Source organism: Streptomyces scabiei 87.22, from assembly GCF_000091305.1.
Taxonomy (GTDB): domain Bacteria; phylum Actinomycetota; class Actinomycetes; order Streptomycetales; family Streptomycetaceae; genus Streptomyces; species Streptomyces scabiei.
Genome location: NC_013929.1, coordinates 5,679,151 through 5,699,142, shown reverse-complemented (window position 1 = coordinate 5,699,142; position 19,992 = coordinate 5,679,151). Strand labels below are relative to the sequence as shown.

17 protein-coding genes and 2 pseudogenes are annotated in these 19,992 nt (G+C 71.8%); 12 read left to right on the top strand and 7 right to left on the bottom strand.

Annotation, left to right across the window (positions count from 1 at the left end; genetic code table 11):
- Positions 1-174: 174 nt before the first annotated feature.
- Entirely contained in the window at positions 175-1,155 is a 981-nt protein-coding gene (locus SCAB_RS24455; RefSeq protein ID WP_013002746.1) for an EamA family transporter, read from the top strand.
- A 64-nt stretch (positions 1,156-1,219) separates the two neighbouring features.
- On the opposite strand, the gene SCAB_RS24450 is transcribed toward SCAB_RS24455, so the two are convergent.
- Together SCAB_RS24450 and SCAB_RS24445 are read right to left on the bottom strand one after the other, a co-directional pair.
- Positions 1,220-1,993: a GntR family transcriptional regulator gene (locus tag SCAB_RS24450; RefSeq protein WP_013002745.1), complete on the bottom strand. Its 774-nt coding sequence runs from the start codon at positions 1,991-1,993 to the stop codon at positions 1,220-1,222.
- A gap of 2 nt (positions 1,994-1,995) precedes the next feature.
- Positions 1,996-2,550: a GntR family transcriptional regulator gene (locus SCAB_RS24445; RefSeq protein WP_041670907.1), complete on the bottom strand. Its 555-nt coding sequence runs from the start codon at positions 2,548-2,550 to the stop codon at positions 1,996-1,998.
- 452 nt (positions 2,551-3,002) lie between these two features.
- Here SCAB_RS24445 and SCAB_RS24440 point away from each other — a divergent pair, with 452 nt between their 5' ends.
- The 5 genes from SCAB_RS24440 (at position 3,003) to SCAB_RS45215 (ending at position 5,018) form a co-directional block, all read left to right on the top strand.
- Entirely contained in the window at positions 3,003-3,269 is a 267-nt protein-coding gene (locus SCAB_RS24440; protein WP_013002743.1) for a hypothetical protein, read from the top strand.
- Positions 3,266-3,583 (top strand): hypothetical protein, encoded by a 318-nt coding sequence (locus SCAB_RS24435; RefSeq protein ID WP_013002742.1) that lies wholly within the window; start codon positions 3,266-3,268, stop codon positions 3,581-3,583. The genes SCAB_RS24440 and SCAB_RS24435 overlap by 4 nt, the downstream gene beginning before the upstream one ends.
- An 86-nt stretch (positions 3,584-3,669) precedes the next feature.
- The gene (locus SCAB_RS24430; RefSeq protein ID WP_013002741.1) at positions 3,670-4,029 is read left to right on the top strand and encodes a DUF952 domain-containing protein; all 360 of its coding nucleotides are present in this window, start codon (positions 3,670-3,672) and stop codon (positions 4,027-4,029) included.
- 81 nt (positions 4,030-4,110) lie between these two features.
- Positions 4,111-4,692: a hypothetical protein gene (locus tag SCAB_RS24425; RefSeq protein ID WP_013002740.1), complete on the top strand. Its 582-nt coding sequence runs from the start codon at positions 4,111-4,113 to the stop codon at positions 4,690-4,692.
- Between the two features lie 116 nt (positions 4,693-4,808).
- Positions 4,809-5,018: a DUF397 domain-containing protein gene (locus SCAB_RS45215; protein WP_078580345.1), complete on the top strand. Its 210-nt coding sequence runs from the start codon at positions 4,809-4,811 to the stop codon at positions 5,016-5,018.
- A gap of 130 nt (positions 5,019-5,148) precedes the next feature.
- Here SCAB_RS45215 and SCAB_RS24420 read toward each other — a convergent pair whose 3' ends face one another.
- Positions 5,149-8,277, bottom strand: coding sequence for an FAD-binding and (Fe-S)-binding domain-containing protein (locus tag SCAB_RS24420; RefSeq protein WP_041669576.1), 3,129 nt, complete (start codon positions 8,275-8,277; stop codon positions 5,149-5,151).
- A 260-nt stretch (positions 8,278-8,537) separates the two neighbouring features.
- Between SCAB_RS24420 and SCAB_RS24415 the strand changes: the two genes are divergently transcribed.
- The 5 genes from SCAB_RS24415 (at position 8,538) to serC (ending at position 14,298) form a co-directional block, all read left to right on the top strand.
- Positions 8,538-10,832 carry an ATP-binding protein gene (locus tag SCAB_RS24415; protein WP_037722764.1) on the top strand — a complete coding sequence of 765 codons (2,295 nt, stop codon included), beginning with the start codon at positions 8,538-8,540 and terminating at the stop codon, positions 10,830-10,832.
- Entirely contained in the window at positions 10,829-11,323 is a 495-nt protein-coding gene (locus SCAB_RS24410) for a roadblock/LC7 domain-containing protein (RefSeq protein WP_013002736.1), read from the top strand. The genes SCAB_RS24415 and SCAB_RS24410 overlap by 4 nt, the downstream gene beginning before the upstream one ends.
- Positions 11,320-11,667 carry a DUF742 domain-containing protein gene (locus tag SCAB_RS24405; RefSeq protein ID WP_013002735.1) on the top strand — a complete coding sequence of 116 codons (348 nt, stop codon included), beginning with the start codon at positions 11,320-11,322 and terminating at the stop codon, positions 11,665-11,667. The genes SCAB_RS24410 and SCAB_RS24405 overlap by 4 nt, the downstream gene beginning before the upstream one ends.
- Positions 11,648-12,931, top strand: a complete 1,284-nt coding sequence (locus tag SCAB_RS24400) for a cytochrome P450 (protein WP_013002734.1) — start codon at positions 11,648-11,650, stop codon at positions 12,929-12,931. Before SCAB_RS24405 ends, SCAB_RS24400 begins: the two co-directional genes overlap by 20 nt.
- A 248-nt stretch (positions 12,932-13,179) precedes the next feature.
- Entirely contained in the window at positions 13,180-14,298 is a 1,119-nt protein-coding gene (gene serC / locus SCAB_RS24395; RefSeq protein WP_013002733.1) for a phosphoserine transaminase, read from the top strand.
- Positions 14,299-14,369: 71 nt separating this feature from the next.
- Here serC and SCAB_RS24390 read toward each other — a convergent pair whose 3' ends face one another.
- The 3 genes and pseudogenes from SCAB_RS24390 to SCAB_RS24380 form a co-directional block, all read right to left on the bottom strand.
- Complete coding sequence (locus SCAB_RS24390; RefSeq protein WP_041669574.1) at positions 14,370-15,989, bottom strand: alpha/beta hydrolase; 1,620 nt, start codon at positions 15,987-15,989, stop codon at positions 14,370-14,372.
- 273 nt (positions 15,990-16,262) lie between these two features.
- Positions 16,263-17,813, bottom strand: coding sequence for a cellulase family glycosylhydrolase (locus tag SCAB_RS24385; RefSeq protein ID WP_013002731.1), 1,551 nt, complete (start codon positions 17,811-17,813; stop codon positions 16,263-16,265).
- Positions 17,814-17,992: 179 nt separating this feature from the next.
- Positions 17,993-18,280, bottom strand: a pseudogene (locus SCAB_RS24380) (ABC transporter permease); the annotation flags it as partial.
- Between SCAB_RS24380 and SCAB_RS24375 the strand changes: the two are divergent.
- Positions 18,274-18,813 (top strand): annotated as a pseudogene (locus SCAB_RS24375) (TetR/AcrR family transcriptional regulator C-terminal domain-containing protein); the annotation flags it as partial. The pseudogenes SCAB_RS24380 and SCAB_RS24375 sit on opposite strands and share 7 nt — an antisense overlap.
- Before the next feature lie 61 nt (positions 18,814-18,874).
- On the opposite strand, the gene SCAB_RS24370 reads toward SCAB_RS24375, so the two are convergent.
- On the bottom strand, positions 18,875-19,924 hold the full coding sequence (locus tag SCAB_RS24370; RefSeq protein WP_013002728.1) for a membrane protein: 1,050 nt from the start codon (positions 19,922-19,924) through the stop codon (positions 18,875-18,877).
- Positions 19,925-19,992 lie beyond the last annotated feature (68 nt).

Here is a 19,992-nt window from a genome sequence, read left to right as displayed (position 1 = left end):
CCAGAAGCGAGGGAAAAGCGAGGCTGGAGGCGCGGGCGTAAGCTGCAAAAACACTTACAGGCATGACTTAGTCCATTGCTTTGCACTCTCAAGTCACTCATACTGAACGAGACGACTTCCCCGGCCCACTCTCGACCCTCCGCTCCACACTCCCGCTCTTCTTGGACGGCCCCCGTGACACTCCCCCGCGCTGACCAGCCCGCGCCCGCCGCCACGCCTGCCGCCACGCCCTCGCCCTCGCCCTCGGCCGGCCTCGCCCCCGGCGACACCCGCGCCGCGCATGCTCCCGGCCGTCTGGGTGCCCTCGGGCCCGTCGGGCTGGTGCTGGCCGGCGGGATCTCCGTGCAGTTCGGCGGGGCGCTGGCGGTGACGCTGATGCCGCGGGCGGGGGCGCTCGGGGTGGTGACGCTGCGGCTCGCGGTGGCCGCGGTGGTGATGCTGGTGGTCTGCCGCCCCCGGCTGCGCGGGCACGCGCGCGCCGACTGGGGCACGGTGGTCGTCTTCGGCGCCACCATGGCCGCGATGAACGGCCTCTTCTACCAGTCCGTCGCCCGCATCCCCCTGGGCCCCGCCGTCACCCTGGAGGTGCTCGGCCCGCTGGCGCTCTCCGTCCTCGCCTCCCGCCGGGCCGTGAACCTCGTGTGGGCCGGGCTCGCCCTCTGCGGCGTCTTCCTCCTGGGCGGCGGAGGGAACTTCGGCGCCCTGGACCCCCTCGGCGTCGCCTTCGCCCTCGCCGCCGGGTTGATGTGGGCCCTGTACATCCTCTTCAGCGCGCGTACGGGCAGGCGGTTCCCGCAGGCCGACGGGCTGGCGCTGGCCATGGCCGTCGCGGCGGTGCTGTTCCTGCCGCTCGGCATCGTCGAGTCGGGGACACGGCTGCTGGACCCGACGACGCTCGCCCTCGGCTCCGCCGTCGCCGTGCTCTCCTCCGTCCTCCCCTACACCCTCGAACTCCTCGCCCTGCGCCGCCTCCCCGCGTCCACCTTCGCGGTCCTGATGAGCCTGGAGCCCGCGATCGCCGCCACCGCCGGCTTCCTGATCCTCGACCAGGCCCTCGCCGCCACCGAGGCCCTCGCGATCGCACTGGTCATCGGGGCGAGCATGGGGGCGGTGCGGACGCAGGTGGGGCGGGGGAAAGCGGGGGTCGTGGGGTGAGGCGGACGCGACCGCACGCCGCACAGGGCTGCCGCGCTGCCGGTTCGAGCCATGCGCGTTCGGGTCACTCGGGCGTGAACTCGTACTCCAGCTCGTAGAGATGTCCCGCCTTCACCATCACGGTCGCCTCGATCGGACGATCATCGTCGCTGAGGACGACCCTGAGGGTACGCAGCACCGGCAGACTGCTCGGCAGGTTCAAGGCCCGGTACTGGTCCTGGGTCGGAATCCTCGCGGAGACACGGTCGACGCTGCGGCGAGGCGGATGCCCCAGTGCCGCGAAAAGGGTGGAAGTACCTCCCTTGATCTTGCGTCGCCCCATCAACTCCGTGCCCTGCGCAATGTCCAACGGGTAGTAGGAACTGACGAGTTCCGCGGGCTCGTCGTCGATCACGAGCAGTTGGCTGCGGAACAGGGCGGGTTCGCCCTCCGCAAGACCGAGGACCGCCCGGACGTCGGCGGGTGGAAGACGCTCCGCGACATCCAAGAGGTCGCTGCGCGCTCTCGTACCGTGCTTGGCCGCCTCATCCAGCCAACGGTAGGGGCTCCCGGGCGCGGTCGGCGCCATGAGAACGGCGGGCCGCACGGCACGCTGCCGATGTTCGCGTACGGTGACCGCCGCTCCGGCCCGTCCCACCGCCAAGCCTTCGTCCTTGAGGAGTTGCAGTGCCTTCTGCACTGTGGCGTTGGAGGCGTCGAAGCGGGTCTTCAAGTGGGTGGTGGAGGGCAGTTTCGCTCCGGGCGGGAACTCACCGCTCATGATGTCGTCACGCAGGTCGGCGGCGATGCGCTCATGAAGGGAGCGGCGGTCGGTGGCGTCGGGTTCGGCCTTGGGCATCGTCAGCCGATTCCGTTGCCGATGGCGATTTCGTAGCGCAGTCGCTGGCTCAGCGCAGGCATGACCATGCGGTCGACCTGGAGCGGTCGGCCTTTCCGGTCGACGGTCACCCTGGTGAGTCGGAGCACCGGTTCGTCCGGTGCGGTCAGGAGTATTTCCCGCTCCTCGTCGTCCGGGTTGTCGGCGATCACGTCCTCGCGGACGACGGCGCCGACGTGGCCCAGCCGGGCGAGCAAGGTGACGGCTCCACCGGGGATCTTGGCTGTCCCGGCGAGACCGGTGCCGCGAGCGATGCCCACCGGATAGTAGGTGTCGGTGAGTTCGTTCGGCCGGTCGTCGAGGAGGATCAGACGGCGGCGTACGACGACCGCCTCACCCTCGGCCAGCCCGAGCAACCGCGCCACCTCGGCGGGCGCCGCAACCTCACCGGCGTGCAGAATCCGCTGGGTACCCCGCCGCCCCTGGGCCGCCGCGTCCGCGCCCCAGGCGTCACCCTGCCCCTCCTCCCGTGGCGTCAGATACGGCATAGATGTGCTGACCCACCTGTCGGTGCCCATCGCGTCCTCCGGATCGACTGACGTGTCACGGACCTTGCCGGTGTACACGGTAAGCGACTCGGTCTGTATGACTTACCGTCGAAACCTCTCTACTATTCCCGAATAGTGCTAAGGCTGTCCGCATGGATGCCCCAGAACAAAGGCAGTGCCCCACCGCCGCCCTGCAACGAAGTCGGGCAGCGACACCCCCCGACGGCACCTCACCGGAGTGCGTCTGCGAGGAACACCGACTGTGCTCCGGCAACCGCGACGTCAGACGTCCTGGCGCCGCCGACTGGGAACACCCCTTGCTGTCCCTGCGCTGTGGCTGCGACTGCCACGCAGGACGATCCGCTTCGGCACAGAAAGCCCCCGCGACGGGTGGAGCCGTCCGGGGGCGCGGTCATCGATGATCCGTGATGGGAGCCAATGACATAACCGACCTTATCGGACTCCTTCTCGCCTGGGCCGGCTTGCTCTCGAAGCCGAGCGGCAGACACCGTGCCGCTCCCGGCCCGCGTTCCCGGCCGATCGCCGCACCCCCCACCCTCGACACCTCACTGCCCACCCACCGCAGCCCCTACGGCCTCCACGAGATCCACGACGGCACCACCACCATCGCCGTACGCCCCTACGTCACCGCCCATGAGCAACGGCAGCGGCGCCGCGAACTCGCCATGGCGGCCATGGGGTTCGACATGCCCGGTCCGTACTGGATCCATGGGACGGAGGTCGCGTGAGGGAGCCGGGAGCGGAAGCCGACGCCGGAGCGTTCCAGCGATCTGAAGGCGAGGTACGACTGCTCCCCTGGACCGGCATCGAAGGCAAACCGTGCTGTCTCGTCGGTGACGGCCGCGGCGGACCGATCTCACGCCTCGCCGACGCCACCGAATCCATCCAGCTCGGCATGGCCTCGGAACTCCTCGCCCATGCGCGCGACATGCTGCCGAACGCCCTGCCCGGTGAACTGGCATTCCTGTCCGCGAGGCTGACCGAGGCTCTCGCCGACGCACTCCGAGTCGCCGAAAGCCGTGGCCACCGCTTGGGCCCTTGAACTCGGGCGACGCGTGCGGATCTGTCGAGTCCGGTGACTGCGGCGCTGTTCGTCCCGGTCACCGGGCACTGTTGTATAACCGCTCTGTGATCTACCACGTCGCCTCCCTCGATGCCTGGAACGCCCACCCCGACCGGCCCTACGCCCCCGCCTCGCTCCCGGAGGACGGGTTCGTGCACTGTTCCCCCGACGAGGCGACGACCCTCGCCGTCGTCAACGCCTTCTACCGGGACGCGCCGAAGCCGCTGCACGTGCTCGTCCTCGACGAGGAACGGCTGTCCGCCCGGGTGGAGTTCGAGGCGGCCGCGCCCGCTCCGCCACCGGGGGTCGGGGCGGACGTGCTGTTTCCCCATGTGTTCGGGCCCCTGGACCGGGACGCCGTCGCACGGGTTCTGGAGATCCAGTGGGACGAAGAGGGCCGGGCGGTGGGCCTCGGGGAAAACTGACGATGCGGGGATTCCAGCCTCACAGAAGCAGCTGAAGCCGAGCCGAACACGGCCGGCACCGGCTGAGCTACATTCCTGGCCATGACTCCTTCCACAAGCTCCTTGATCGTCGCTGTGGTCGGGGTCCTCGGTACCCTCCTGTCCGGCGTCCTGGCCTATCGCAGCGCCCTTCGCTCCACATCGATGGAACTCGACCACGCGGAACGACAGCGGCGTGACGAACAATCGGCGACGGATCGCCGTGCGGCAATGAGCGAGCGGAGGGCGTCCTACACGGCGTTCAACCAGCACTTGCGACAGTTTCACCAAGTGCTGTCGAGGCACTACCTGGCGCTTGAAGCGGGGCAAGCCGGTCCCGAACAGACACGGGAACGTGATGAGTCCAGGCGCGACCTGCGCAACGTGTATGCGGAGGCTCAGATGGTGGTTCCCGACGAAGTGCTCGCTGTCGGCGGCAAGCTCGTCCACCAGCTCCATCGCGTTCATGCTCTCCTCGCTCAGCATGAACTCGGGACAGCCGCTGCTGACGAGGCGCTGGAGGACATCAAGGCACGGCTGGAGAAGGCATCGGAGGGTCTGTACGAGGTGCGGCAGACGATGCGGAAGGATCTCGGCATCACTGAACTGCCGGTCCGCCGGCCTGACGGGTACGGCGCCACCTGACCTGTTCTCGCCCCCGAGCTGCGCGACATCTCCGGATCGCGTAGCGGATCATCAGGGCCTGGGTAGAGAGCTGTTGTCCACGCACCCGTGAAGTTCCAGTGATCGACGGAGAGCCGATGAGCGCAGCCCGATGGACCAGGTCGAGCTACTGCGACTCGGCCGGGCTCGACTGTGTCGAAGTCGCCCTGTGCACCGCCCCCGTGCCCTCGGTCCGGGTGCGGGACAGCAAGTTCCCGGTCGCTGCCACGCTCGCGGTGGCACCAGGAACATGGACGGGGTTCATCGACGGCATCCAGCGACTGCCGTCGGCCGACTCACCTCGATAGGGATACGGCAGTCCGACCCGGACCTCGTGAGCGGACACATGGATCGGCAGTGGGCCCAGCCCTCAGCTCGATGACGGACGCTGGGCAACGCAGCACAGGGCAGTACGAGTTCAGCAGTGCCGACGCCGTCTCACTCGTGTGATCCGTCCGTCCGGTCCAGCCCTCGCGCCAGCACCTCCGCCAGGTGCAGCCCCCGTCTGCCCGCCAGCTGTTCCAGCTGGGTCCGGCAGGAGTAGCCGTCCGCCAGGATCAGCGTGTCGGGGGTCGCGTTGCGTACCGCCGGGAGGAGCTGGTCCTCCGCGCAGGCGACCGAGACCTCGTAGTGGCCCTTCTCGAAGCCGAAGTTGCCGGCGAGGCCGCAGCAGCCTCCGCCGAGGTCGCCGGTGAGGCCGGCGGCGGTGCGCAGGCGGCGGTCGGGGGCGTCGCCCAGGACCGCGTGCTGGTGGCAGTGGGTCTGACCGGTCACCGGGCGGCCGATGACGGGCGGGGCCCAGTGCGGGGCGTGGCGTTCGAGCGCCTCCGCGAAGGTGAGGACCGAGGCGGCGAGCCGGTGGGCCCGGGGGTCGTCGGGGAGCAGTTGGGGCAGGTCGGTGCGGAGCGCCGCCGCGCAGCTCGGTTCGAGGACGACGACGGGCAGGTCGGCAGGCGTGGGTGGGGCGAGGCCCGGGTCCTCGTGCGGGGGCCGCTGCCCGGGCGTGTCGCTCATGGGCGCGTCCGGGGTCTCCAGCAGGTCGAGGGTGCGGCGCAGTACCGTGCGGGCCCGGTCGAGCTGGCCCGTCGAGACGTAGGTCAGGCCACAGCAGAGGCGGGCCCCGCCCGTCGCGAACGGCGCCCGGGGGAGCCGTGGCCGGGTGGGTCCCCGCCTCGCCCACGGCGTCGGCGGCACGATCACCCGCAGACCGGCCGCCTCCAGCACCTTCAGCGCCGCCTGCCCCACGGACGGCGAGAGGTGCTCCGTGAAGGTGTCCGGCCACAGGAACACGGTCGGGGGTGCCTCGTGGGCACCGGCCCGGCCCCCGGCCTCCACCCTCTCCCTCCGCTCCCTCCGCTCCCCTCGCTCTCCCCGCTCTCCCCGCTCTCCCCGCTCTCCCCGCTCTCCGAGCGACCGCGCGTACCACCGCGTGAACGGCACCCGCGCGAGCCGGGGCAGCTCCCGCTCCTCCGCGATCCCGCCCAGCCGTTTCGCGAGCGCGGCCGCGGGGCGGAACCCGGCGAGGAGGTTGACCAGCGCGGCCGTGCGCGTACGGGCGACCAGGCCCAGCCAGAGCGGCAGCCGGCCCATCGTGTGGTGGGCGGCCGGGCGGCGGCGGCCGGCGTAGTGGTGGTGGAGGAACTCCGCCTTGTACGTGGCCATGTCGACGCCGACCGGACAGTCGGAGCGGCAGCCCTTGCAGGACAGACAGAGGTCGAGGGCGTCCCGGACCTCCGGTGAGCGCCAGCCGTCGGTGACCACCTCACCGGCCAGCATCTCGTGCAGCAGGCGGGCCCGGCCCCGGGTGGAGTGCTCCTCCTCCCCCGTCGCGCGGAAGGAGGGGCACATGACGGCCCCGGACGCCGGACTCACCTCGGTGGTCCGGCACTTGGCGACGCCCACGCAGCGCCGGACCGCCGCCGAGAAGTCGCCGCCGTCGTCCGGGTAGGCGAACTCCACCGGCACGGGTGTGCGTGGCAGGACCGCGAAGCGCAGGTTGGCGTCGAGCGGGGCGGGGCGGACGAGCATGCCGGGGTTGAGGAGGTCGTCGGGGTCCCAGATCCCCTTCACCTTCTCGAACAGCCGGACCATCTCGGGCCCGTACATCGTCGGCAGGAGTTCGGCGCGGGCCTGTCCGTCGCCGTGTTCCCCGGAGAGGGAGCCGCCGTGCGAGGTGACCAGTTCGGCCATTTCCTCGGAGAAGCGGCGGAAGCGGGCGATGCCCGCCGGGGTCAGCAGATCGAAGTCGACCCGGACGTGGATGCAGCCGTCGCCGAAGTGGCCGTAGGGCGTGCCCCGCAGGTCGTGGGCGCGCAGCAGGCCCCGGAAGTCCTTCAGGTAGGCGCCGAGCCGGGCCGGTGGCACCGCGCAGTCCTCCCAGCCCGGCCACGCCTCGGTTCCGTCGGGCATCCGGGTCGCCGTACCGCTCGCGTCCTCGCGGACCCGCCACAGCGCGCGCTGGGCGGCGGGGTCGGTCACCACCAGGGAATCCACGAGCGCGCCGTCCGCCCGGGCCGCGCGGACCATCGTGCCGGCGTGCGCCCGCGCCTCGGCGGGCGTGGCACCGCCGGTCTCCACGAACAGCCAGGCCCCGCCCGCCGGGAGGCCGGCCGTCCCCGGCGGGACGAGGTCCGCGGCCATGCCCTCCACCGTGTACGGGCGGTGCGGCAGCAGGCCGGGGGCGGCCTCCGCCGCCGCGCTCTCGTCGGCGTACGCCAGGACGGCGAGGGCACGCGCGCGGGGTGCCTCGACGAGACGGACGACCGCTTCCGTGAGCACCCCGAGCGTGCCCTCGGAGCCGCAGAAGGAACGGGCCACGTCCGAGCCGTTCTCCGGGAGGAGGGCGTCGAGGGCGTAACCGGAGATACGGCGGGGGAGGTCGGGGAAGCCGGTGCGCAGGCGGGCCAGTTCTCGCTCCACGAGCGGGCGGAGGCCGTCCGGCGCGCCCGACCAGCCCGGCCCGAGCCGCCGTGCCTCGCCCCGGGCGTCGGTCACCGACAGTGCGCGCACGTTGTCGGCCGTGGTGCCCCAGGCGACCGAGTGCGCGCCGCAGGAGTTGTTGCCGATCATGCCGCCGAGCGTGCAGCGGCTGTGGGTGGAGGGGTCGGGGCCGAAGCGCAGGCCGTGCGGGGCGGCGGCCTCCTGGAGCCGGTCCAGGACCAGGCCCGGCTGGACGACCGCCGTGCGCGTCCCGGGGTCGAGGGAGACCAGCCGGTTCATGTGGCGGGTGAGGTCCAGCACCACGCCCGTGCCCGTGGCCTGCCCGGCGATCGAGGTGCCGCCGCCGCGTGCGACGACCGGGACGCCGTGCTCCCGGCACACGGACAGGACGGCCGCCACGTCGTCCGCGTCCCGGGGCGCGACCACGCCCAGCGGCACCCGCCGGTAGTTGGACGCGTCCATGGTCGTCAGCGCACGGGCCGTCACGTCGAAGGCCGCCTCGCCGCGCACACCGGCCGCCCGCAGCGCGGCCGGCAGCGCGGCCCGCAGCGCCGCCGCGTCCGCGTCACCTGCCGTGTCCCGCGCGGCCGCGCCTCCACCGCCCGTCGTGCCCCCGAGTTCCGTCATGCGTCCCAGGATGCACCCGACCACTGACAGTGACGACGAGGCGGCGGCGCGACGGGCGGAAAGGCGGCGCGCCGCTCACCGGGGACGTTGGCCTGATTCCGGAGAGCTAACCGGAAACCGGCCAACCCCCGTCACGAACTCCCATATAGTGACGCCCAATTGAGCACCAGACGTCGCTTCTCGTTCAGGGACCGACCGAGTTACCGAATTCAGGAACCGACTGAGTTACCGAGTTCAGAACCGACCGAGGACACCAGCCGATGACCGCGCCCAGCTCACCTCGCTCACCAGGCGAACGCCCCGCCCCGCGCTCAGTCCTTCCCCTTCCCCTGGTGACCGCCCTGCTCTCCGCGACCGCCGCCGGGGCCGCGGTCGCGGTGGCGCCGCAGTCCGTGCGGCTGCCCCTCGCCGGGGGCGCCGGCGCGGCGGCGTTGCTGCTCACGGCCGCCGTCGCGGTCGCCGTGCACGCGCGCGTGTCGGTGCGCCTGCTGCGCCTGCGGCTCGCCGCCGTCTCCCAGGAGGCTGGTCTGCTGCTGCGGGAGCGGGCGCGGACGGCCGAGGAGTACGCGCAGGAACGCGGTCGGCTGACCGAGGAGTTCGTCCAGGAGCGGGCCCGGATCGCGGCCGAGTTCGCCCGGGAACGGGTACGGCTGACGACGGAGTCCGAGCGCGAGCGCGCACGGCTGTCCGACGAACGGGACCGAACGGCGGAGGAGATCATCCAGGAGCGGGTCCTGCTCTCGGAACGCGCCAGACAGGCCGAGACCGAGCGGTCCGCCCTCCTCGCCGTCACCGCCAACGTGGCCGGCCGGATGCAGGCCCTCGCCACCGGCACGCTCGCCGACCTCCGCGCCATGGAGGAACGTCACGCCGACGAGGACGTCCTCGCCGACCTGCTCCACCTCGACCACCGCACCGCCCAGGCGGGCCGTCTCGCCGACTCCGTCGCCGTCCTCGCGGGCGCCCGCTCGGGCCGCCGCTGGGCGCGCCCGATCCCGATGGAGTCGATCCTGCGCGGCGCGATGGGCCGGATCGGCGCCTACCGCCGGGTCCGGCTGCACTCCTCCAGCGAGGCCGCCGTCGCCGGGCACGCCGCCGAGGGCGTCATGCACGCGCTCGCCGAACTCCTCGACAACGCGGCCAACTTCTCGCCGCCGACCGCCGAGGTCCATGTGTACGTCGAGGAGGTCCCGGCCGGCGCGATCATCTCCGTCGAGGACTCCGGCCTGGTCATGGGGGACGTCCAGCTCCGGCGCGCCGAACGGGCCGTGTCGGGCGAGGCGACCGATCTGGCGAGCCTGTCCGGCACCCGTCTCGGCCTCGCCGTCGTCGGCCGCCTCGCCCGCAAGCACGGCCTGCGCATCTCCTTCCGCCCGTCCGCGCGCGGCGGCACGGGCGTCCTGATGCTCATCCCGCAGGACGTCCTGGCGAGCACGGTCCCCACGGCACCGACTACGGCGTCTCCCGCACCGTCCGCGCCCCCGCCCCACGCGGGCGTGCGCGCCCCGCACGACCTGGACGCCGAGCCGACGCCCACGCATGAGTTCCCGGCGGAGGCCCCTGCCGCGCCCGTCGCCGACCCGGTGGCCGACGCCCTGATCGACTCCCTGTCCGGCTACAGGTACGGGACACCGGCGCCCGGTCCGGCCGGTCCCACCTCCGCTTACGACACCCCGGCCGGCCCACCGACGCCCGGTTCCGCGCCGGGGTCGTGGTCCGGTTCGTCGTTCACCTCGTCGCTCAGCTCCGAGTTCGGCACCGGGGAGTACGCGTTCGGCTCCGACGGCACGCCCGGGCCGGGCTCGGCGGACGAGACCCCGGCCCCCTCCGACGGCCTCCCCCGGCGCCGGCGCGGCCAGTCCCTCGCCGACGCGGAAGCCCGTACCCAGGCCGCCTCCGACGCGGCCGCCCGGCCGGGACGGGCCTCCCGGCCCGCCGAGGACGCCGGCAGCGGGGCGGTCCGCTTCAGCAGCTTCCGCCGCGCGGTGCGGGGCACGGGCGGCGGGCTGGACCAGGCGTTCGTCCAGGGAACCGCCGCGGGTGACGAGGGCTCCCCCGACCTGCCCGAGACCTCGGCCCGACCGGAACCGGGCACCGCCCTGGAACCCGTACGGGACACCACCCCGGCCGCCGAGACCGTGCGGCCGCCGGAGCTGGAGCCCGTACGGGAGCCCGAGTGGGGCGCGGTGGCCGGTGCGGCGTGGGAGCCCGGACCCGAACCCGTGGCGGAGGCGGCCTGGGAGCCCGGGCCGCCCGTGCGGGAGACCGGATGGGAGCCCGAGCCCTCGCGCGGACTCGCGTGGGAGCCGGAGGCGGTGAAGGAGGCGGCCTGGCAGGCGGAGGCCGCCGCCGAGCTGCCCTGGGCGCCGGACCCCGCAGCGGAGGCCAGATGGGAGCTGGATCCCGTACGGGAACCGGCCTGGGAACCCGCGCCCCTCCCCTCCCCGTCCTACCCCCACCCCGACCCGGACCCGGCCCCCGACCCGGCCGGGGAGCGGCTGCCCGCCCCGGACCCGCGCACGCACCCCCACCTGGAAGGCGACCACACCCCATGACCGGTACCGGTATCGGCACCACCGCCGACGACAGGCTCACCTGGCTCATGGAGGGACTGCTGGAACGCACGCCGGGTGCCCGGCACGCGCTCGTCCTCTCCCGGGACGGCCTGAGACTGTGCCGTACCCCCGAACTGTCCGTCGACCGGGCCGACCAGCTCTCCGCGATCGCCGCCGGCATCCAGTCGCTCTCCCACGGGGCGTCCATGGAGTTCGGCGACGGCAGCGGAGGCGTCCGGTCGGCGATGGCGGAGTTCCACGGCGGGGTCCTGTTCATCGTGGAGGCGGGCGAGGGCGCGCATCTGGCCCTGGTGACGGACGAGGACGCCGACCCCGGCCTCGTCGGCCACAACATGAGCGAGCTGATCGAACAGCTCGGCGAGCACCTGAGCGCGAAGCCGCGTCACCGGACCGGCGCGACCACCGGCGCGACCACCACCACGACGACGACCCCGACCGCGGCTACGGCTCTGGCGCCCCGTACGTCATGAGCCGGCCCGGCAGGGACGACCTGCCCGACCGGCTCTACACGCTCACCGGGGGACGCAGCCGTTCGGCTCCCGGAACGCCGTTCGACCTGATGACCCTGGTGGTGGCCGAGAGCCAGCCGCTGCCGGGCATGCAGTCGGAGCATGTGGCGATCCTGCGGCTGACGGAGCGGCCGACGGCGGTCGTGGAGATCGCCGCCGAGCTGCGGCTGCCGGTGAGCATCACGAAGGTGCTGCTCTCCGACCTCCTTTCGGCCGGCCGGGTCAGCGCCCGGCATCCGAACCAGGCCGCGTTGATCGATCCGGACATCCTGGAGCAGGTGCTAGTTGGACTTCGCAACCTCTGACGCCGACGGCGACCAGCCGTTCCCCACCTCCGCGCTCCCGCCGTCCGCGTCCGCCCCCGTCCCCCTCCTCGGCGCGCGCTTCCGGGGTGCGCCCGCCCCGCTCTACCGGGATCTGCGGCGGGAACACGGCGAGGTGGCGCCCGTACTCCTCGACGGGGGCGTACCGGCGTGGCTGGTGCTCGGCTACAGCGAGCTGCACCAGGTGACCAGCGATCCGGAGCTGTTCAGCCGGGACTCCGGGCTGTGGAACCAGTGGCGGAACATCCCGGCCGACTGGCCGCTGCTCCCCGTGATCAGTCCGCGGCAGCCCTCGGTGCTCGGCACGACCGGGGAACGGCACCGGCAGCGTGCCGCGCTGATCGAGGAGGCGCTGGAGGCGGTCGAACCGCTCGAACTGCGCGGCCAGGTCGAGCGGTTCGCGGACGAGCTGATCGACGAGGTGTGCGGGGTGGGCGCGGCCGATCTGGTGGGGCAGTTCGCGGCGCTCCTGCCCGTACGGGTGCTGGCGTGCCTCTTCGGTTTCCGCGAGGACCACGGCCCCGGTCTCGTGGCCGCGCTGAACGACATCCTCGACGGGCAGGACCGGGCGATGGCGGCGGAGGGGTTTCTGCGCACGGCGATGGACCGGCTGGTGTCGGAGCGACTGGCGCAGCCCGGTGACGACGTGGTCTCCCGGCTGCTGGCGAGGGCGCGCGCGTACGAGGTGACGGTCGAGGAGGTCACCCACGACGTGATGGTGATGCTGGCGGTGGGGCACCAGCCGACCGCCGACTGGATCGGCAACTCCCTGCACCTGATGCTGACGGACGAGCGTTTCGCGGCGTCGCTGTTCGGCGGGCGCAGCAGTGTGGCCGAGGCCATGAACGAGGTGCTGTGGGAGGACGCGCCCATCCAGAACGCGGCCGGGCGCTGGACCACCCGTGACACCCGGCTCGGCGGCCGGGTGCTGCGGGCGGGCGACCTCGTGCTGCTCGGCCTGCAGGGGGCCAACTCCGACCCGCGGGTGCGGACGCGGGGGGACGCGCTCACCGGCGGCAACAACGCGCACTTCTCCTTCGGCCACGGGGAGCACCGCTGCCCGTTCCCGGCCCAGGAGACCGCCGAGGTCATCGCCCGAACGGGTATAGAAGTGGTCCTGGACCGGCTCCCGGACATGGACCTGACGGTCCCGCCCACGTCCCTGCCCCGACGCGCGTCTCCGTGGCTGCGGGGTCTGGTGGAACTGCCGGTACGGTTCTCGCCCGGGCCCGTGCGGGGGGCTTGACTCCCTGGACGTCCGCCCGGTGGGGGTTGGTCGCGCAGTTCCCCGCGCCCCTGGAAAGCAGGGGCTGCGCCCACTGCCTTCCAGCCCCCGGCACCGGTCTCCTTTCAGGGCCACGGGGGCCTGGGCTTTCAGGGGCGCGGGAACTGCGCGAGAAGCCCCACTCGCCCGCACCCGACCTCGCAGCGCCCCGTCTCACCCGACGGACGACGTTTCGCCCGCGTTTCGTGGAGCCGCTAGGCTCCATGCCCGTGGCTGATATCCAGATCCCCGCTGACATCAAGCCCGCCGACGGACGTTTCGGCGCGGGCCCCTCCAAGGTGCGGACGGAGGCGCTGGACGCGCTGGCCGCGACCGGTACCTCTCTGCTCGGCACCTCCCACCGCCAGGCCCCGGTGAAGAACCTGGTCGGCCAGGTCCGTGAGGGCATCAGCGAGCTGTTCTCGCTGCCCGAGGGCTACGAGGTCGTCCTCGGCAACGGCGGCTCCACGGCCTTCTGGGACATCGCGACCCACGGCCTGATCGAGAACAAGAGCCAGCACCTGACCTTCGGCGAGTTCAGCTCGAAGTTCGCCAAGGCCGCCAAGCTAGCCCCCTGGCTCGCCGAGCCGACGGTCGTCTCCTCCGACCCCGGCACGCACCCGGAGCCGGCCGCCGAGGCGGGCGTCGACGTCTACGCCTTCACCCACAACGAGACGTCCACCGGTGTCGCCGCCCCGATCCAGCGGGTGGCCGGGGCCGACGAGGGCGCCCTCGTCCTGGTCGACGCCACCTCCGGCGCCGGCGGCCTGCCCGTCGACATCGCCGAGACCGACGTCTACTACTTCGCCCCGCAGAAGTCCTTCGCCTCCGACGGCGGTCTGTGGATCGGCGTCTTCTCCCCGGCCGCCGTCGAGCGCGCCGAGCGGATCCACGCCTCCGGCCGTCACATCCCGGAGTTCTTCAGCCTCCCCACGGCGATCGACAACTCCCGCAAGAACCAGACGTACAACACCCCGTCGCTGGCCACCCTCTTCCTGCTCGACCAGCAGCTGAAGTGGATCAACGGCCAGGGCGGTCTGAGCTGGTCCGCGGCCCGGACGAAGGACTCCTCGACCCGCCTGTACACCTGGGCGGAGGAGAGCAAGTACGCGAGCCCGTTCGTCACGGACGCGGCCAAGCGCTCCCAGGTCATCGGCACGATCGACTTCTCGGACGAGGTCGACGCCGCCGCCGTGGCCAAGGTCCTGCGCGCCAACGGGATCGTCGACACCGAGCCCTACCGCAAGCTCGGCCGCAACCAGCTGCGGGTGGCCATGTTCCCGGCCATCGCCCCGGACGACGTCGAGGCCCTCACGAAGTGCGTCGACCACGTGATCGAGAAGCTGTAACACCCCCTCGTACGACGCCGAAGGGCGCCCGGCACATGTGCCGGGCGCCCTTCTCGTTCGTCACCGCGCGGTCAGCCCCGGAAGCCGAGTATGCCGTGCAGGGTCTCGCCGCTCGTCGCGGCGTTCCCCGGTGCCGTGCTGAGCGTCGACTGCGCCGACTGCTCCGCGGCCGACGGCTTCGGGTCGGCCAGCTTCTTGCAGGTGGCGTCGGCCGTGCCCTTGCCGTGCGGCACCTTGCCGTTGGTCAGGTACGTGGCCAGGTACTTGTCGAGGCAGCTGTTGCCGCTCAGCGTGATGCCGTGGTTGCCGCCACCCTGCTCGACCACCAGGCTGGAGTTCTTGAGCAGCTTGTGGACGGTCACACCACCCTGGTACGGGGTGGCCGCGTCGTCCGTCGCCTGGAACAGCAGCGTCGGGGGCAGCTTGGAGTTGGCGATGTTCACCGGCTTCAGCGACTTGGTCGGCCAGAACGCGCACGGCGCGTTGTACCAGGCGTTGTTCCAGGCCATGAAGGGGGCCTTCTTGTAGACCGCCCAGTTGTCCTTGGTCCACTTCTTCCAGTCACGCGGCCAGGACGCGTCACGGCACTGCACCGAGGTGTAGACGCTGTAGCCGTTGTCACCGGAGGAGTCGACGGCGGCGAAGTTCTGGTACGCCTCGACCAGCGGGTCGGAGTTCTTGTCGCCCACGTAGGCGGCGAACGCCTCGGCGAGGAACGGCCAGTAGCCGTTGTAGTACCCGCCGGGGATGAAGGTGTCCTCCAGCTCCGAGGCACCCACCTTCACCGAGCCGCCCACCGGCTTCTTGGCGAGGGCGGCACGCATGGCGTACCACTTGGCCTCGATCTTCTTGGCGTCGGTACCGAGCTTGTAGGTGGCGTTGTTCTTGGCCACCCACTTCATGAAGGCCTTGTGGCGCTTGTCGAAGGCGTAGTCCTGGTCGAGGTTGTCCTGGTACCAGACACCCGTCGGGTCGACGATCGAGTCGAGCACCAGACGCCGCACCTTCGTCGGGTACAGCTTGGCGTAGACCGCGCCGAGGTAGGTGCCGTACGAGTAGCCGAAGTAGTTGATCTTCTTCGCGCCGAGGGACTTACGGATCGAGTCCAGGTCCTTCACGGCGCTGATCGTGTTGATGTACGGCAGGACGTCCTTGTACTTCGTGCCGCAGGCCTTGGCGAAGGACTGGGCGCGCTCGACGTTGGCCTTCTCGAGCGCGGAGGTGCTCGGCACGGAGTCCGGACGCACCGGGTCGAAGTAGCCCGGCTTGCAGTCCAGGGCGGGCTTGCTCGCGCCCACTCCACGCGGGTCGAAGCCGATGACGTCGTACTGCGCGGCCACCTTCTTCGGCAGCGAGGAGGCGACGAATCCGGCCAGCGTCAGACCGCTGCCGCCGGGGCCGCCGGGGTTGACCAGCAGCGGGCCCTGGAACGTCTTCGAGGTGTGCGGCACGCGGGACAGCGCCAGCGTGATCTTCTTCCCGCTCGGCTTCGCGTAGTCGAGCGGCACCTTCACCGAGCCGCACTGCAGCGTCGGGTAGTTGTCGGTGGCGCACTTCTTCCAGGCGACCTTCGCGACGGCGGCCTGGACGGTGTTCGCGGAGGGCGACCCGCTGGCGTTGGCGGGTACGGCGCTGAGCGTCCCGGCCAGAACAACGCCGGCGCCGCACAGCACGGCTGCGCTTCTTCTCATGAAGTTCTCTCTGAACGATGGGGGGTGCAGGTCCGCGAGGTTCGCGGCCCAGGCCGCATGGTTCCCGAAGAGGACACGCCGCGATAACTTATTCGACCAAGACTTGACCGAATTGAGTCATTGCTTACTCGCAAATGACTCACAGAAAGGGGCGGTTGCACCAATCCGGACAGTTCGCCGCGCCGCGCCGCGCCGCCGCTCCGACCCGCCCCGCCGCTCCGCCGGAGAAGGGCGCCCGGCGGCTGCACCGGGCGCCCCGTCACCCCCCGCTCGTCACGTGGCCGTACAGCTCACACTCGGCGCACCCCCGCCCCCGGGCGCGCCCCCGAAGCCGAAGCTCGCCGAACCGCCCGCCGCGACCGTGCCGTTGTGCGCGGCGTTGGCCGCGGTGACCGTCGCGCCGCTCTGGGTGTAGGACGCGTTCCACATGTTCGTCACCCGCTGGGAGCCGGGCCAGGTCCAGGTGACCTTCCAGGAGGAGAGGGCGGTGGTTCCGGTGTTGGTGACCTTCACCTCGGCGTTGAAGCCGCCGCCCCAGTCGCTGCTGACCGTGTACGCGGCCGTGCAGGCGGGCGTGCCGCCGCCCGGGCCGCCGGGATCTCCCGGCCCGCCGGGGCCGGTGCCCCCGCCCGGCGGGAAGCCCGGAGCCTTGACGCTCGCGAGATAGCCGTCCTTGACGGTGTCCACCGTCTGCCAGTCGTCCTTCAGGATGCCGCCGGTGTCACCGGAGTTGGGGTTCCAGGACCAGAAGGTCCAGTGGAAGGAGTCGTTGCCGTGGGCGGAGGTCGAGCGGAGGTAGGTCACCAGGGCGGCCAGCCACTTCTGGTCGGTGGTGGACTGGAGGGTCGTACCGAACTCGCCGACCCACACCGGGGCGATGTTCTGCTTGAAGATGTAGCCCCAGTACTTGTCCCAGATGCCCGGCATGTTGGCGGGGAAGGACGGATCGCTGAACCAGTCCTGCTGGGCGACGCTGGTGGCGTAGTCGTGGGCCGAGTACACCAGCCGGTTCGCCACGTCGAGTTGCACCGGGTACTGGGCCACCCCCATCAGGTTGCCGCCCCACCAGCCCGAGACGCCGTTGAAGGTCTGGACGCCCTCGACGAGGATCAGCAGGTCGGCGTTGACGGAGAGGACCGCGTTGCCGGCGCGCTGGGCGGCCAGGCGCCAGTCCTTGGCCGTGTCGCCGCAGCCCCAGCAGGCGGGGTCGTGGGGCTCGTTGTGGAGGTCGATGCCGACGACCGTCGGGTTCCCCTTGTAACGGGTCGCCAGCGCCTTGAGGTTGGTGATCCAGGTCGTCTCGGGGACGGCCGAGGTGTACCAGAGCGCCGACTGCCCGGCCGCGTCCGGACGGTGACGGTCGAGGATGACCTTCAGTCCGCTCTGACCGGCGTACGCGACGATCTTGTCCAGCACCTGCAGCGAGGTCAGGCCCTGGAGGTCGGCGTTCTTGCCGCCGGAGGTGTTGATGCTGTCGGGCAGGGTGCCGGGCTTGAGGATGTCGTCGCTGTAGGGCATCCGGAGGGTGTTGTAGCCCAGCGACTTCATCTGGTCGATCATGCTCTTGTAGTCGCGGGACCAGAGGCCGTGGGGGACGTGGTTGGCGGTCTCGAAACCGAACCAGTTGATGCCGGCGATCCGGACCGACTGGCCGTTCGCGTCCAGGATCTGCCGGCCGCTGGTGTGCCAGTAGCCGGCCCCGGCCTCGGCGGCGGCGTCCGGCGCGGTGGCCGCCGCGGCCGGGTGCGCGCCGCCGGCCAGGGGCAGCAGCAGGGCGGCGGCCGCGCACAGGGCGCCCAGGGTTCTCCGTAAGCTGCGGAACATGTCGCTGCTTCCTCCTCGGGAGGGTCGGGCCCGTAACCGATGGGAGCGCTCCCATCACCCGTGCCTCCCATTGGAAACAGATCGCATGAACACGTCAAGACGTCCGGCGTCACCTGATACGCCGGACGCCTCGACCGTGCTCCCCCGAGCCCCCGAGCCCCGCCCTCCGGGGCCCCGCCTCACCGGCTCAGGTTCCGGAACCTCCGCACCGCCAGCGGCAGGAAGACCGGCGTGAGCACCATCGGCCACACCCCGGCCATCAGCAGCGCGTGCTGTTCGATCCAGGAGTCACCGCCGCCGACCGGCGTGCCGAACAGGTCGCGGGTCGCGGCGGCCGTGGAGGAGACCGGGTTCCAGGCGGCGATCCAGCCCAGCCAGTCGGGCATGAGCTGCGGGGCGACGAAGATGCTGGAGATCATGGTCAGCGGGAACGCGACCGCGAAGAGTCCGCCCGCCGCCTCCGGGTGAGAACCCCGCCGACCTCGGCGACGGCGGCTGGCGCTCCGCCCTGGAGGCCCTGGGCCGCGCCACGCTGGCGCTCTACCGCCGCCACCCCTGGCTGCTGCAGGTCAACCAGTCCCGCGCCGTCCTCGGGCCGAGCGCGCTCGACGGCATGGAGAAGGTGCTCTCGCGCATCAAGTCCACGGGGCTGACCGACCCCGAACTGGTCAGCGCGATCATCGCCGTGGACAGCTACGTCGTCGGCGCCGCCCGTACCCGGCTCTACGAGCAGGAGGCGGAACACCGCACCGGTCTCACCGACGCGGAGTTCTGGCAGGCCCAGGCGCCGGTCCTCGAACAGCTCATGCTCTCCGGCCGCTACCCCCTTCTCGCCGGCCTCCCCGAGGACGCGTTCGGCGCGGAGTTCGACCACTTCGAGTTCGGGTTGCAGTGCGTCCTGGACGGGCTGGAGACGCTGGTGACCCGGCGGCGCGCGGGGGCGGGGGCAAAGGCAGGGGCGGAGACCGTGGAGTCCGCGGTGACCTCCGCGGACGGGTAGGTGACTCCGCGGACGGGTGGGTCTCCGCGGGCCGGGAGGCGCCCCCGGAGGATCCGCGGGCTCAGGAGGACGGGCGCCGCCGCAGTCGTCTGAAGCCCCAGAGGACGACGACCCCGCCGGCCACGGCGAGCGCGCCGACCTTGAAGGTGGAGCTGGTCCCTTCGCCGTCCGCCCCGGCGGTGCCGGAGTCCTTCCCGCCGGAGGACGACGAGCCGGAGCCACCGCTTCCGGAGCCGCCGCCGGGCACGTCCCTCGCGACGACCGAGCTGCCCGCCCCCTCGCTGCCGTACATGATCTTCGAGCCGTCGGTGTCGAAGGTGACGGACTCGCCCTGCCGTTGCAGGGGCACGTTCAGCCGCTCGGCCTTCTTGATCCTGCCGCCGTTCCAGTCGTAGAGGATGCCGCCGAAGTACGCGCGCAGGGCCAGCTGTTTGCCGTCCGGCGAGAACGCGCCGTCGGTGACCTCCAGGTCGGGGACGGCCGCGACCTTCTTGAACACGTTCGTGCCGGAGGGCGAGAGGTCGGCCGGACCCTCGTACAGCGATCCGCCCTCCTCGTTCTTGTCCGCGATGTAGACCCGCCCGGTCTTCGGATGCACCATCAGCGCCTCCGCGTCCCGCGCCCCGTCCTCGTACTTCACCACGTACTGCGTGGCCTTGATCGTCTGGTCCTTCAGCTCCTTCGGCTCCGGGAGTTCGTAGATCCAGACGTACGCCCAGGTGCCGCCGAGGTTGTCGCCGATGTCACCGACGTAGAGCTTGTCGCCCGGCCCGATGGAGATCGCCTCGACGTCACGCGGGGTGCCGACGCCCGTCATGGTCACCGTGGCGACCGTCTCGCCCGTCCTGCTGTCGACGGCGTAGAGGAACGCCCCGTCGTCGCTGTCGTTGTGGGTCCAGTAGACCCCCGGGTGCTGACGCGACGCGGCGAGACCGCTCGACTCGGTGATCCGCGAGTCCTTCATCGTGAACCCGTCGTCGTCGGCGGACGCGGGCGCGGCCGGGAGGGCGGCGAGCAGGACCGCGGCGAGACCGGCGAAGCCGGCGCGGGCCGCGCGGGGCGCGCGGAACCGGCGGAGGGGGTGAGGGTGGTTGAGGGGGCGACGGCGCATGGGCCCAAGCCTGCCATCTCGCTCCGCTGGGTGGGGTGGGGGAGCGCCGTGGGGGGTGGGTGAGTGGG

What these genes read in the sequence shown, in the direction of transcription:
- SCAB_RS24450 (WP_013002745.1), bottom strand. Translation starts at nt 1,993, where the DNA reads ATGCCCAAGGCCGAACCCGACGCCACCGACCGCCGCTCCCTTCATGAG.
- SCAB_RS24445 (WP_041670907.1), bottom strand. Translation starts at nt 2,550, where the DNA reads ATGGGCACCGACAGGTGGGTCAGCACATCTATGCCGTATCTGACGCCA.
- SCAB_RS24425 (WP_013002740.1), top strand. Translation starts at nt 4,111, where the DNA reads ATGACTCCTTCCACAAGCTCCTTGATCGTCGCTGTGGTCGGGGTCCTC.
- SCAB_RS45215 (WP_078580345.1), top strand. Translation starts at nt 4,809, where the DNA reads ATGAGCGCAGCCCGATGGACCAGGTCGAGCTACTGCGACTCGGCCGGG.
- SCAB_RS24420 (WP_041669576.1), bottom strand. Translation starts at nt 8,277, where the DNA reads ATGACGGAACTCGGGGGCACGACGGGCGGTGGAGGCGCGGCCGCGCGG.
- SCAB_RS24415 (WP_037722764.1), top strand. Translation starts at nt 8,538, where the DNA reads ATGACCGCGCCCAGCTCACCTCGCTCACCAGGCGAACGCCCCGCCCCG.
- SCAB_RS24410 (WP_013002736.1), top strand. Translation starts at nt 10,829, where the DNA reads ATGACCGGTACCGGTATCGGCACCACCGCCGACGACAGGCTCACCTGG.
- SCAB_RS24405 (WP_013002735.1), top strand. Translation starts at nt 11,320, where the DNA reads ATGAGCCGGCCCGGCAGGGACGACCTGCCCGACCGGCTCTACACGCTC.
- SCAB_RS24390 (WP_041669574.1), bottom strand. Translation starts at nt 15,989, where the DNA reads ATGAGAAGAAGCGCAGCCGTGCTGTGCGGCGCCGGCGTTGTTCTGGCC.
- SCAB_RS24385 (WP_013002731.1), bottom strand. Translation starts at nt 17,813, where the DNA reads ATGTTCCGCAGCTTACGGAGAACCCTGGGCGCCCTGTGCGCGGCCGCC.
- SCAB_RS24370 (WP_013002728.1), bottom strand. Translation starts at nt 19,924, where the DNA reads ATGCGCCGTCGCCCCCTCAACCACCCTCACCCCCTCCGCCGGTTCCGC.